The organism is Streptomyces sp. NBRC 110028 (assembly GCF_001417735.1).
Classification (GTDB): Bacteria; Actinomycetota; Actinomycetes; order Streptomycetales; family Streptomycetaceae; genus Streptomyces.
This window is the reverse complement of the sequence record NZ_BBUZ01000040.1, coordinates 110,812-123,512: the sequence shown is the minus strand read 5'-3', so window position 1 is coordinate 123,512 and position 12,701 is coordinate 110,812. Positions and strand designations below refer to the sequence as shown.

At 70.3% G+C, this 12,701-nt stretch carries 12 protein-coding genes; 2 read left to right on the top strand and 10 right to left on the bottom strand.

Translation table 11 applies throughout. The features are described from left to right. Positions 1-219: 219 nt before the first annotated feature. From ASC60_RS31425 to thyX, 3 genes are all read right to left on the bottom strand, one after another. Entirely contained in the window at positions 220-1,905 is a 1,686-nt protein-coding gene (locus ASC60_RS31425; protein ID WP_055556916.1) for a ribonuclease J, read from the bottom strand. A gap of 124 nt (positions 1,906-2,029) precedes the next feature. Next, positions 2,030-2,929 (bottom strand): 4-hydroxy-tetrahydrodipicolinate synthase, encoded by a 900-nt coding sequence (dapA, locus tag ASC60_RS31420; protein WP_055556914.1) that lies wholly within the window; start codon positions 2,927-2,929, stop codon positions 2,030-2,032. A gap of 168 nt (positions 2,930-3,097) precedes the next feature. Continuing rightward, on the bottom strand, positions 3,098-3,850 hold the full coding sequence (thyX, locus tag ASC60_RS31415; protein ID WP_055556912.1) for an FAD-dependent thymidylate synthase: 753 nt from the start codon (positions 3,848-3,850) through the stop codon (positions 3,098-3,100). 223 nt (positions 3,851-4,073) lie between these two features. Between thyX and ASC60_RS31410 the strand changes: the two genes are divergently transcribed. Together ASC60_RS31410 and ASC60_RS31405 are read left to right on the top strand one after the other, a co-directional pair. Next, a complete protein-coding gene (locus ASC60_RS31410) occupies positions 4,074-4,310 on the top strand; it encodes a hypothetical protein (protein WP_055556910.1) in 237 nt (78 codons plus the stop codon). A gap of 61 nt (positions 4,311-4,371) precedes the next feature. Then, on the top strand, positions 4,372-4,959 hold the full coding sequence (locus tag ASC60_RS31405) for a hypothetical protein (RefSeq protein WP_055556908.1): 588 nt from the start codon (positions 4,372-4,374) through the stop codon (positions 4,957-4,959). 24 nt (positions 4,960-4,983) lie between these two features. Here ASC60_RS31405 and ASC60_RS31400 read toward each other — a convergent pair whose 3' ends face one another. From ASC60_RS31400 to ASC60_RS31370, 7 genes are all read right to left on the bottom strand, one after another. Further along, the gene (locus tag ASC60_RS31400; RefSeq protein WP_055556906.1) at positions 4,984-5,451 is read right to left on the bottom strand and encodes a tetratricopeptide repeat protein; all 468 of its coding nucleotides are present in this window, start codon (positions 5,449-5,451) and stop codon (positions 4,984-4,986) included. A 10-nt stretch (positions 5,452-5,461) separates the two neighbouring features. After that, the gene (dapB, locus tag ASC60_RS31395; protein ID WP_055556904.1) at positions 5,462-6,214 is read right to left on the bottom strand and encodes a 4-hydroxy-tetrahydrodipicolinate reductase; all 753 of its coding nucleotides are present in this window, start codon (positions 6,212-6,214) and stop codon (positions 5,462-5,464) included. Positions 6,215-6,276: 62 nt separating this feature from the next. Beyond that, entirely contained in the window at positions 6,277-7,656 is a 1,380-nt protein-coding gene (locus ASC60_RS31390) for a pitrilysin family protein (RefSeq protein WP_055556902.1), read from the bottom strand. Further along, positions 7,653-9,899, bottom strand: a complete 2,247-nt coding sequence (locus ASC60_RS31385; RefSeq protein WP_055556900.1) for a polyribonucleotide nucleotidyltransferase — start codon at positions 9,897-9,899, stop codon at positions 7,653-7,655. Before ASC60_RS31385 ends, ASC60_RS31390 begins: the two co-directional genes overlap by 4 nt. A gap of 379 nt (positions 9,900-10,278) precedes the next feature. Then, positions 10,279-10,566 carry a 30S ribosomal protein S15 gene (gene rpsO / locus ASC60_RS31380; RefSeq protein ID WP_009714645.1) on the bottom strand — a complete coding sequence of 96 codons (288 nt, stop codon included), beginning with the start codon at positions 10,564-10,566 and terminating at the stop codon, positions 10,279-10,281. Positions 10,567-10,809: 243 nt separating this feature from the next. Then, on the bottom strand, positions 10,810-12,411 hold the full coding sequence (locus ASC60_RS31375; RefSeq protein ID WP_055556898.1) for an amidase: 1,602 nt from the start codon (positions 12,409-12,411) through the stop codon (positions 10,810-10,812). Then, positions 12,411-12,701 (bottom strand): hypothetical protein, encoded by a 291-nt coding sequence (locus ASC60_RS31370; RefSeq protein WP_055556896.1) that lies wholly within the window; start codon positions 12,699-12,701, stop codon positions 12,411-12,413. Before ASC60_RS31370 ends, ASC60_RS31375 begins: the two co-directional genes overlap by 1 nt.

The following is a 12,701-nucleotide window of genomic DNA, read 5'->3' as shown; positions in this document are numbered from 1 at the left end:
CTTCCGGTGGCCGTTGGAGGGCCTTCCCTTTCGGTGTCTCCGACTTTATCAGAATCCTCTGAGCCGGATTTCCACCCCCGCCTTCGGGCTCCTCCGAAGCGGTATGAGTGCTCCGGGTTCCCCCTCTGGCGGAGCCGTAAACGTACTGGAGCGGGGCTCCTCGATGCAAATCGAGGAGCCCCGCCCGGGGTTCAGCGCTCTCCTGGAGCTGAGGTCGCGTCAGACCTCGACCACCACGGGGAGGATCATCGGGCGCCGACGGTAGCTGTCGGACACCCACTTGCCCACGGCGCGGCGCACGAGCTGCTGGATCTGGTGCGAGTCCGCGACGCCGTCGGAGGCCGCCTTGGCCAGGGAGTCCTCGATCTTCGGGAGGACCGCGGCGAAAGCACCGTCCTCGATGCCGGAGCCTCGTGCCTGGATGTGCGGACCTCCCACGATCTTGCCGGTCGTGCTGTCGACGACCACGAAGACCGAGATGATGCCCTCCTCGCCCAGGATGCGGCGGTCCTTGAGCGAGCTTTCGGTGACGTCGCCGACCGAGAGGCCGTCCACGTACACATAGCCCGCCTGCACCTTGCCGGTGATCTTCGCGATGCCGTCGACGAGGTCGACCACCACTCCGTCCTCGGCGATGACGCAGCGGTTCTTCGGGACTCCCGTGAGGGCGCCCAGTTCGGCGTTGGCGCGCAGATGGCGCCATTCGCCGTGGACCGGCATCAGGTTCCTGGGCTTGCAGATGTTGTAGAAGTACAGCAGCTCACCGGCCGAGGCGTGGCCGGAGACGTGCACCTTGGCGTTGCCCTTGTGGATGACGTTCGCGCCCCAGCGCGTGAGCCCGTTGATGACCCGGTAGACCGCGTTCTCGTTGCCCGGGATGAGCGACGACGCCAGGATCACCGTGTCGCCCGGGACGATGCGGATCTGGTGATCGCGGTTGGCCATCCGGGACAGCGCGGCCATCGGCTCGCCCTGGGAGCCGGTGCAGACGAGCACCACCTCGTCGTCCGGGAGGTCGTCGAGGGTCTTCACGTCCACCACGAGGCCCGCCGGGACCCGCAGATAGCCCAGGTCGCGGGCGATCCCCATGTTGCGGACCATCGAGCGGCCGACGAAGGCCACCCGGCGCCCGTACTCATGGGCCGCGTCGAGGATCTGCTGGATGCGGTGCACATGGCTGGCGAAGCTCGCCACGATGATGCGCTTCTGGGCGCTCGCGAAGACCTGGCCCAGGACGCCGGAGATGTCGCGTTCCGGCGGGACGAAACCGGGGACCTCGGAGTTGGTGGAGTCCACCAGCAGCAGGTCGATGCCCTCCTCGCCGAGCTTGGCGAAGGCGGGCAGGTCGGTGAGACGGCCGTCCAGCGGCAGCTGGTCCATCTTGAAGTCGCCGGTGTGCACGGCCAGGCCGGCCGGGGTGCGGATGGCGACCGCGAGGGCGTCCGGGATGGAGTGGTTGACCGCCACGAACTCGCACTCGAAGGGGCCGATCCGCTCCAGGTTCCCCTCCTCCACCTCCAGCGTGTAGGGGCGGATCCGGTGCTCCTGAAGCTTCGCCTCGATCAGGGCGAGCGTCAGCTTGGAGCCGATCAGCGGGATGTCCGGCTTCTCGCGGAGCAGGAACGGGACGCCGCCGATGTGGTCCTCGTGGCCGTGCGTGAGCACGATGCCGTCGATGTCGTCGAGGCGGTCCCGGATGGACGTGAAGTCCGGCAGGATCAGGTCGACTCCGGGCTGCTCCTCCTCGGGGAAGAGCACCCCGCAGTCGACGATCAGCAGCCGGCCACCATATTCGAAGACCGTCATGTTGCGGCCGATCTCGCCGAGGCCACCCAGAGGGGTGACACGCAGGCCACCCTCCGGGAGCTTCGGCGGCGGGCCGAGCTCGGGATGCGGATGACTCAAAAGACTCTCCTCACCACGCGCGCCACATGCCCCCTGGGGCACATGGCGCGCGTGACATTCGTGCACTTGCTGATGTGTCTGTATGCAGTTGTGAAGTATGAAGATGCGATCATCGCGTCTTTGACTAGAGCTGTACCCCGCCGGCGGCAAGATCGCGCTTGAGCTGTTCCGTTTCCTCGGGAGTCAGCTCGACGAGCGGCAGGCGCAGCGGCCCCGCCGGCAGGCCCTGGAGGGCGAGCGCGGCCTTGGACGTGATGACGCCCTGGGTGCGGAACATCCCGGTGAAGACCGGGAGCAGCTGCTGGTGGATCTCCGTTGCCTTCGCGACGTCGCCCTGGAGGTGGGCCTCGAGCATCGCGCGCAGTTCGGGGCTGACGAGGTGGCCCACCACGGAGACGAAACCGACGGCGCCGACCGACAGCAGCGGCAGGTTCAGCATGTCGTCGCCGGAGTACCAGGCGAGGCGGCTGCGGGCGATGGCCCAGCTGGCACGCCCGAGGTCGCCCTTGGCGTCCTTGTTGGCGACGATGCGCGGGTGCTCGGCGAGCCGGACCATGGTCTCGGTGCTGATCGGGACGCCGCTGCGGCCGGGGATGTCATAGAGCATGACCGGCAGGCCGGTGGCGTTCGCGATGGCGGTGAAGTGGCGGAGGAGGCCCTCCTGCGGGGGCTTGCTGTAGTACGGCGTGACCGCGAGCAGGCCATGGGCACCCGCCTGCTCCGCCCCGCGGGCCAGCTCGACGCTGTGCCGGGTGTCGTTGGTGCCGGCTCCGGCTACGACGTGGGCGCGGTCGCCGACCGCCTCCACCACGGCTCGTACGAGCTCGGCTTTCTCCACATCGCTGGTGGTCGGGGACTCGCCGGTGGTGCCGTTGACGATCAGGCCGTCATTGCCGGCGTCCACCAGATGAGTGGCGAGCCGCTGGGCGCCGTCGAGGTCGAGCGCTCCGTCAGCGGTGAATGGCGTGACCATGGCGGTCAGCACCCGCCCGAAAGGGGTCTGCGATGTGGATGTCGGTGCCATGGGCACCACGCTACTCGTAGCGCGCCCCGCGGCGCTCGCTCGGGGCGGCGGAACAGCGCCATCAGAGAGGACCCGGCACTGCCTGCTCGGGGGTTCAAGCAGTGCCGGGCCCTTTGTTCAGCCTAGATGAACTTCTCGAAACGCCGCAATACGGACACTTCGCTCGCGCTACGGAGCGACCCTGCCATTGGCGTTGAACGCGGCATGGGTGAGCGGCATCAGCCCGGCCCACGCCTCCTCCATCTTCTCGCCCACCATCTCGATCTCCCGCTGCGGGAAGGACGGCACGGCGGCCTGCTCGTGCTGGGTGCGCAGGCCCAGGAAGTGCATCAGCGAGCGCGCGTTGCACGTCGCGTACATCGAGGAGTACAGGCCGACCGGGAGCACCGCGCGGGCCACCTCACGGGCGACCCCGGCGGCCAGCATCTCCTGGTACGCCTCGTACGCGTGGCGGTAGGCGTCCTCCATCGCGCGGCCGGTCAGCGCGTGCTGCTCGGGGGTGCCCTCGACGAACTCGTACTTCCCCGGGCGGCCCTGCTGGACCAGCTTGCGGTCCTCGCCGGGCACGTAGAAGACCGGCTCCAGACGGCGGTAACGGCCGGACTCCTCGTTGTACGACCAGCCCACGCGGTGCCGCATGAACTCGCGGAAGACGAAGATCGGGGCGCTGATGAAGAAGGTCATCGAGTTGTGCTCGAACGGGCTGCCGTGCCGGTCGCGCATCAGGAAGTTGATCAACCCCTTGGAGCGCTCCGGGTCCTTCGTCAGCTCCTCGAGGGACTGCTCACCCGCGGTGGACACCCTCGCGGCCCACAGGACGTCGGAGTCGGCGGCGCTGTGCTTCACCAGCTCGACGGTCACATCGCTGCGGAAACTGGCCTTCTCGGTCTCGGCCGGGCTCTCGGCGGGGGTCTCGCTCACCGACGGGTCCTTCCATGTCGCATCGCTCGGGGCGGGCCCAGCTTACGGGCCGCCACCGACAGCTCCGCTCCCCCGGACCCCCGCACGGACCCTCGTGTGAACACGTGCGCGGACCCCCGCAGAAAATTTTGGCTGAAGTTCTTGAAACAGGGCACCAGAATGGTCGTTCACACGTCCAACACACTGAAGTACCCGCGCCCGAGGTTCCAAGGAGAGCCCGCTCATGTTCCGCCGGCGAGAGCCCGTACCGTTCGCCTTCGTCGCCGAAGCCGACCGTTTCCGCAGCAATGTCACCCCGCCACCCCGCCCCCGGGCGTCCCGGTCCGAGATAACCGGCCGGACGCTGATGGGGCTGACGATCGTCGCCGGTTTCGTCGGCGCACTGATGTTCGGCATGCCCGCGCTCGACAGTCAGTCGCACCCCACCCACCAGGCGCAGGAGGCCTCGAACGGGCGCTGAGCTGTGCTGGGATAGCCTCGCTCACCACAGACCACCGGACGTGTGTGAGTGAGGACGATCCGTGCCACTGCCCTTCCTGACAGCCGACCGCGCACATGACGACGACCGAGCGGGGCCCGAAGCGGCCCCGCTCGCGCATGTCGACGTCACGCATGCCGATGTCGCCTACGAGGACCCCGAGCGCTGGCGCCGCCCGTACCGGCCGGGGCCCTGGAAGGTGGGCGGGGCGGCGGTGCTGTTGCTGCTCGCCTCGTACCTCCTCTTCTCGGCGCTGATCATCGCCCTGGCGGGCTCGGGACCGGCCGCGGGGGTGTGCGTCGCCGCGGCGACGCTGGTGATGGGCTTCGCGGTCCGGATGGTGCAGGCGGGCGTCCGGGCGAACGAGCGGGGGCTGCGGCGGACCGGGCTGTTCTCGTCCACCACGGTCGCCTGGCAGGACGTCGCGTCGATACGTACGGTCCAGCAGCCGGTGCGCCAGCTGGGCCTTCCGCTCACGGTGCAGGGGCAGGCGGTGCTCGCCGAGCGGACGTCGGGCGGCGCCCCGCTGACCCTGATGACCAGCCATGACACCGACTTCCTGGGGCGCCCCGAGGCCTTCCGGGCGGCCGCCGACGCACTCGACGAGCAGGCGGCCCGGCGCGGCCGCTGAGCGGCCGCTGAGCCCGTGGTGCCGTCAGCCGGAGCCGTCCGCGGCCCGGACCGGCTTGCCGTCGTGGAGGGCGATGGCGCGCTGCATCGCCTTGCGGGCGCGGGCGGTGTCGCGGGCGTCGTGGTACGCGATGGCGAGCCGGAACCAGGAGCGCCAGTCCTCCGGCGACGCTTCCGTCTCGGCCCGCCGCTTGGCGAAGACCGCGTCCGCCGAGTCCCGGTCGATGCGCCCGCCGGGGGTCCGTACCAGCTCGTCGACCGGCAGGCCGCCCTCGGCGTCCAGTTCGCGCGCGAGCCGGTCGGCGTTGCGCGCGAACTGGGTGGTCTGCCACAGGAACCAGCCGCCGATGAGCGGCAGCACCAGCACGGCCGCGCCATAGGCGATGGTCACCGGGGTGCCCTCCCGGATGAGAAGCACCCCGCGGTCGCCGACCAGCACGAAGTAGACGACCAGGACGGCCGCGAGGACGAAATACGTGATCTTTGCGCGCACCGGTGTGCCCTCAGTCCAGATCGAGGAAGTGTTCCAGGCCGAAGGTCAGGCCGGGGGTGGTCACCACGCGCCGCGCGCCGAGCAGGATGCCCGGCATGAAGCTGCTGTGGTGGATCGAGTCGTGCCGGATGGTGAGGGTCTCGCCCTCGCCGCCGAGCAGGACCTCCTGGTGGGCGAGGAGCCCGCGCAGCCGTACCGAGTGCACCGGCACGCCGTCCACCTCGGCGCCCCGCGCGCCCTCCAGCGCCGTGGCCGTCGCGTCCGGCTGCGGGGCGCAGCCCGCCTCTCGGCGGGCCTCGCCGATCAGCTGGGCGGTACGGGCCGCGGTGCCCGAGGGGGCGTCCACCTTGTTGGGGTGGTGCAGCTCGATGACCTCGACCGATTCGAAGAAGCGGGCGGCCTGACGGGCGAAGCGCATGGTCAGGACGGCGCCGATGGAGAAGTTCGGGGCGATGAGCACGCCGGTGCGGGGCGAGCCGTCGAGCCAGCCGCGCAGCTGCGCGAGGCGCTCGTCGGTCCAGCCGGTGGTGCCGACGACGCCGTGGATGCCGTGCCGTACGCAGAAGTCGAGGTTGCCCATCACCGAGCCCGGGTCGGTCAGCTCGACCGCGACCTCGGCGCCCGCCTCGACCATGGTCTCCAGCTTGTCGCCCCGGCCCAGCGCGGCGACCAGTTCCATGTCCTCGGCGGCCTCGACGGCTCGTACGGCCTCGGAGCCGATCCGGCCCTTGGCACCGAGGACGGCCACGCGCAGCTTGCTCATCGTTCCTCTTCCTTCGCTTTCTCCGGTCGGACGGCTTCTCCGGCCGGGCGGCTCTTCTCCGGCTAGGCGACGGCCTCGTCCAGCCGGGCCGCCTGCTTGTCCTTCAGCGGGCCGATGACCGACAGCGAAGGACGCTGCCCCAGTACATCGCGGGCCACCTCGCGCACCTCGTCCGGGGTGACCGACTGGATCCGGGCGAGCATGTCGTCCACCGACATCTGGTCGGCCCAGCACAGCTCGCTCTTGCCGATGCGGTTCATCAGCGCGCCGGTGTCCTCCAGGCCGAGCACCGTGGAGCCGGAGAGCTGGCCGATGGCGCGCCGCAGCTCCTCGTCGGTGAGGCCGTCGCGCGCGACCTGGTCCAGCTCGTCGCGGCAGATCTTGAGGACGTCGTGCACCTGGCTCGGGCGGCAGCCCGCGTAGACGCCGAAGAGACCGCAGTCGGCGAAGCCGGAGTTGTAGGAGTAGACGCTGTAGGCGAGGCCGCGCTTCTCCCGGACCTCCTGGAAGAGCCGGGAGCTCATGCCGCCGCCGAGCGCCGTGTTGAGCACGCCGAGCGCCCAGCGCCGGTCGTCGGTGCGCGGGATGCCGGGCATGCCGAGGATGACGTGCGCCTGCTCGGTCTTGCGGTTCAGCAGCTCGACCCGGCCGGCGGTGCGGATCGCCCGGGAACCGGCGCGCGGGGCGACCGGGACCGCGTCGCCGCGGGTGAGGGCGCCCGCCTGCCCGAAGGCGTCGCTGACCTGCGCCACGACCGTGTCGTGGTCGACGTTGCCCGCGGCGGCGACGACCAGATGGGTCGGATCGTAGTGCTTCTCGTAGAAGCGGGCGATCTGGTCGCGGCCGAGCCCGTTGACGGTGTCGACGGTGCCCAGGACCGGGCGGCCGAGCGGGGTGTCGCCCAGCATGGTGTGCGCGAACAGGTCGTGGACGCAGTCGCCCGGGTCGTCCTCGGTCATCGCGATCTCTTCGAGGATGACGCCGCGCTCGGCGTCCACGTCCCTCCCGTCGATCACCGAGCCGGTCAGCATGTCGCAGACGACGTCGATGGCCAGCGGCAGATCGGTGTCGAGCACCCGCGCGTAGTAGCAGGTGTACTCCTTGGCGGTGAACGCGTTCATCTCGCCGCCGACGGCGTCGATGGCCGCGGAGATGTCGAGCGCGCTGCGCCGCCGGGTGCCCTTGAAGAGCAGGTGCTCCAGGTAGTGGGTGGCGCCGTTCAGCGTGGGGGTCTCGTCGCGGGAGCCCACGTGCGCCCAGATACCGAAGGTGGCGGAGCGCACGGACGGCAGGGTTTCGGTGAGGATGCGCAGACCGCTGGGGAGCGTGGTCCTGCGGACCGTCCCGATGCCGTTCTCGCCCGGGAGAAGCGTTTGGGTACGGGCGACGGCCCGCCCCTCCGAGGAGGTGCGGGCCGTCGTCACATCGTCGTCGTACGTCACTTGGCTCCCGCGGCGGAGCCGCTGTCGGAAGCAGCGTCCTTCGCCTCGTCGTCCTTGTCGTCCTCACCCTCGATGACCGGGTGCAGCGAGAGCTTGCCGCGCTGGTCGATCTCGGCGATCTCGACCTGCACCTTGGAGCCCACCGCGAGCACGTCCTCGACGTTCTCCACGCGCTTGCCACCGGCGAGCTTGCGGATCTGCGAGATGTGCAGCAGCCCGTCCTTGCCCGGGAGCAGGGAGACGAAGGCGCCGAAGGTGGTGGTCTTCACGACCGTGCCCAGGTAGCGCTCGCCGACCTCGGGCATCGTCGGGTTGGCGATGCCGTTGATGGTCGCGCGGGCGGCCTCGGCGGCCGGTCCGTCGGCGGCACCGATGTAGATCGTGCCGTCGTCCTCGATGGTGATCTCGGCGCCGGTGTCCTCCTGGATCTGGTTGATCATCTTGCCCTTGGGGCCGATGACCTCACCGATCTTGTCCACCGGGATCTTGACGGTGATGATCCGCGGGGCGTTCGGGGACATCTCGTCCGGCGTGTCGATGGCCTCCATCATCACGTCGAGGATGTGCAGCCGGGCGTCGCGGGCCTGCTTGAGGGCCGCGGCCAGGACGGACGCCGGGATGCCGTCCAGCTTGGTGTCCAGCTGGAGGGCGGTCACGAACTGCTTGGTGCCGGCGACCTTGAAGTCCATGTCACCGAACGCGTCCTCCGCACCGAGGATGTCGGTGAGGGTGACGTAGTGGGTCTCGCCGTCGATCTCCTGGGAGATCAGGCCCATCGCGATGCCCGCGACCGGGGCCTTCAGCGGCACACCGGCGTTCAGCAGCGACATCGTGGAGGCGCAGACCGAGCCCATGGAGGTCGAACCGTTGGAGCCGAGCGCCTCGGAGACCTGGCGGATGGCGTACGGGAACTCCTCGCGGGTCGGCAGCACGGGCAGCAGCGCCCGCTCGGCCAGCGCGCCGTGACCGATCTCGCGGCGCTTGGGGGAGCCCACGCGGCCGGTCTCACCGGTGGAGTACGGCGGGAAGTTGTAGTTGTGCATGTAGCGGCGGCGCGTCTCGGGCGAGAGCGTGTCGAGCTGCTGCTCCATGCGGAGCATGTTCAGCGTGGTGACGCCCAGGATCTGGGTCTCGCCGCGCTCGAACAGCGCCGAGCCGTGGACCCGCGGGATCGCCTCGACCTCGGCGGCGAGCGTACGGATGTCCGTGACGCCGCGGCCGTCGATGCGCTTCTTCTCCTTGATGACGCGCTCGCGCACCAGGGACTTGGTCAGCGAGCGGTACGCGGCGGAGATCTCCTTCTCGCGTCCCTCGAACTGCGGCAGCAGCTTCTCGGCGGCCAGACCCTTGACGCGGTCCAGCTCGGCCTCGCGCTCCTGCTTGCCCGCGATGGTCAGCGCCTGGGACAGCTCGTCGCGCACGGCGGCGGTGAGCGCCTCCAGCACGTCGTCCTGGTAGTCCAGGAAGATCGGGAACTCGCCGGTGGGCTTGGCGGCCTTGGCGGCGAGGTCCGACTGGGCCTTGCACAGGACCTTGATGAACGGCTTGGCGGCCTCGAGGCCGGCCGCGACGATCTCCTCGGTCGGCGCCTCGGCGCCGTCCTTGACCAGCTGGATGGTCTGCTGGGTGGCCTCGGCCTCGACCATCATGATCGCGACGTCGCCGTCCTCCAGGACGCGACCGGCGACGACCATGTCGAAGACGGCGTCCTCCAGCTCGCTGTGGGTCGGGAAGGCGACCCACTGGCCCTTGATCAGGGCGACGCGGGTGCCGCCGATCGGGCCGGAGAAGGGCAGGCCCGCCAGCTGGGTGGAGCAGGATGCGGCGTTGATCGCGACCACGTCGTAGAGGTGGTCGGGGTTGAGCGCCATGATCGTCTCGACGACCTGGATCTCGTTGCGCAGGCCCTTCTTGAAGGACGGGCGCAGCGGGCGGTCGATGAGGCGGCAGGTGAGGATCGCGTCCTCGGACGGGCGGCCCTCACGGCGGAAGAACGAGCCGGGGATGCGTCCGGCGGCGTACATCCGCTCCTCGACGTCGACCGTCAGCGGGAAGAAGTCGAGCTGGTCCTTGGGGTTCTTCGAAGCGGTGGTGGCCGACAGCACCATGGTGTCGTCGTCCAGGTAGGCCACGGCCGAGCCGGCGGCCTGACGGGCCAGGCGGCCCGTCTCGAAACGGATGGTGCGGGTGCCGAAGGTGCCGTTGTCGATGACGGCCTCGGCGTAGTGGGTCTCGTTCTCCACCAGGGAAATCTCCTCGTCTGCGTCCCCGTCCGTATGACGGTGGACGGTGGTGGAGCAGCGCCTCCGGGCCTTGCTGTCCGGCTGCCGGGCCGGTCTTCGATCGAAGCCACCGGAAATTGCCAGTTCCGGGAGCCACTACCGAGGACCGGCTCCTATGGCGCCGGTGCGGCGGGAATGAGGCGCTCCTCCTCGTGCGTTATGGCGTTGTTGGGACCAGACTACAAAGCTTCGGCCATCATCACGATGGGTGTGCGGTCTGGCGCGTACGGGACGTAGCGGACAAAATACGCTCCGTGCCGAGGGGGCGACGCGGCGCGAGAGGCCGCGTACAGCGAAGGGAGCGGCCCCCTGACCCGGGAACCGCTCCCTCCACGACGACTTACTTGGCGCCCGCCGCACCGCGACGGATGCCGAGGCGCTCGACCAGCGCACGGAAGCGCGTGATGTCCTTCTTCGCCAGGTACTGCAGCAGCCGGCGGCGCTGGCCGACCAGCAGCAGCAGACCACGGCGGGAGTGGTGGTCGTGCTTGTGGGTCTTGAGGTGCTCGGTCAGGTCCGAGATGCGGCGCGAAAGCAGCGCGACCTGGACCTCCGGGGAGCCGGTGTCGCCTTCCTTCGTGGCGAACTCGGTCATGATCTGCTTCTTCGTAGCGGCGTCGAGCGACACACGTACTCCTAGGTTTCTCAGTTTCAGCCGCCGAGTGCCCCTGGTCGGTGTCTCAGGGGATCTTCCGTGACTCGGAAGGCGGGGTCCGCTGGGCGCTGTCTCCAGGACCTTCGCAGAAGGCTCCGGGGGCGCGTACGCAAACGGCCAGCACACAGAGTACCAGTGTCCCGGGCGGGATCCTTCAGGCCGCCGCGGCCACTGCGCACTCACGGCCGCCGCACTACGCACGGGCGGCCTCCGGCACTACGCGCTGGAGGCCGCGGCCTCCACGGCGTCCAGCAGCGGGCGGACGACCCGCTTGACGGGCTCCAGGGCCGGATCCACCGGGCGCCGCTCGTGCCAGTCGGTGACCGCCTGATAGGCGGCGACCACCTCCAGCAGGCGGTCCTCCTCGTACGGTGCCCCGCCGAGGATCGCCCCGGTCGGCACGCCGGCCGTGAAGCCGATGGGGAAGCCGATCTCCGGAAGGCCCAGGATGTCGAACGGTACCGGGCTGGTCTGCAGCAGCACGTCACAGTGGTCGAACGGACCGTCGAGCACCGCGCGCAGCAAGTGGTGCTTGGCGCGCTGCGCGGTGATCCACTCGTCGCCGGAGATCATCAGCCCCTGCAGCCAGCCCAGCACCGAGACGCCGAACTTCGTCAGGTCCTGGCGCAGCCAGTGCCGGAAGGGCTCGGTGCGCTCGCTCAGGCGTGCGGCGTTGAACGCGCTACCGGTCAGCAGTGACCAGTCGGCGGGGTAGCGGACCTCCACGAGGGTGACGCCGGGCAGATCCGCCAGGGTGTCCAGGAGCGCCTCACTCCGGGCGATGCCGTCGGTGAACCCCGGCGGCACCCCGATCCGGGTGGGCCGGCGCAGCCGTACCTTCCCCTTGGGCGAGACCACGGGGGTGGCCGCGCGCACCAGGTCGGGCAGGCGCGGCAGGCCCTGGGTCCGCGGATCCTCGGCGTCCGGACCGGCCATGACGGTCAGCATGACCGCCGCGTCCATCGCGTCGCGGGCGATCGGACCGCAGTGGTCGCGGGTGTACGAGAGCGGGATGACGCCGTTCAGGGAGACCCGGCCCATGGTGGGCTTCAGGCCGGTGAGGTTCTGCCGGTTGGCCGGGTTGACGATGGAGCCGCCGGTCTGGGTGCCGATGGAGGACGACGCCATCCGCCCGGCGACCGCGCAGGCCGGTCCCGTGGACGAACCGCCGGGGTCGATGAGCGGATTGTCGGGCGTCCAGGCGTTGACGGTGGTGACCAGGCCGCCCGGCGTGGTGGCACGGGTGGTGGCCAGCGGTCCCATCTGCCCCTTGCCGAGCAGGATGCCGCCCGCCGCCTTGAGCCGGGCGACGGCGGTGGCGTCGGTGACCGGCACGAAGTCTTCGAAGATGAAGGAGTTGGCGCGGGTGGGCACGCCCTTGGTGAAGTAGTTGTCCTTGACGCACAGCGGAACTCCGGCCAGCGGCGCGCGCTTTCGGTCCTCGCCGCGGTTCGCCCGGTCCGCCGCGTAGGCCGCGAGGAGCGCCTGTTTCCGGGTCACCTCGGCGTACGCCTGGTAGGTCTTGTCGTACTTCTCGATCCGGTCCAGATACGCCTGGACGAGATCCGCGGAGGTGAGACGGCCGGTGCGGATCAGGACGACGGCCTCGGCGAGCGTGGCCTCCGTGGGGTCGTGCCGCGCCGCCTCGCGCACGGGCAGATCGGGCACGGCGACGGCGGGGGCGCCGGGCGTGCCGGTTGCGGCGGAGGTGCGGGCAGGGGCCGCGGAGGCCGGTGTGGCGGACGCGGCGAGGGCGCCACCGGCCCCGGCGGCGGCCGAAGCGGCGAGGAACGTACGGCGGTTGAGGTCCCGGCCCATCAGCGGCCCGCCTCCCCGGTCCAGCCGGTGGTGATCGACGGGTACGCGAGCGGCGCGGCCTCCTGCTGCGCGTACGCCGCCCCCAGCGCGCCGCCCACGCCGCCGGCCGGCGGCGTCCAGTCGGCGAGCGCGCCGGGCGTCGTGGCGACGAACTCGCGCAACGCCAGCATGATCACGGCGCGGGTGGGCGTCCCGGTGTCCGGGTCGGCCACGTCCGGGAGCTGGTCGAGGTCGACCCCGGCCAGTGCCAGGCGGGCCCGTATGTACGCGTCCAGCGTGTCGCTGTCCAA

Coding starts and splice junctions, on each gene's coding strand:
- ASC60_RS31375 (WP_055556898.1), bottom strand. CDS start 12,411: ATGGGCCGGGACCTCAACCGCCGTACGTTCCTCGCCGCTTCGGCCGCC.
- dapB (WP_055556904.1), bottom strand. CDS start 6,214: ATGAGCAAGCTGCGCGTGGCCGTCCTCGGTGCCAAGGGCCGGATCGGC.
- ASC60_RS31410 (WP_055556910.1), top strand. CDS start 4,074: ATGTTCCGCCGGCGAGAGCCCGTACCGTTCGCCTTCGTCGCCGAAGCC.
- dapA (WP_055556914.1), bottom strand. CDS start 2,929: ATGGCACCGACATCCACATCGCAGACCCCTTTCGGGCGGGTGCTGACC.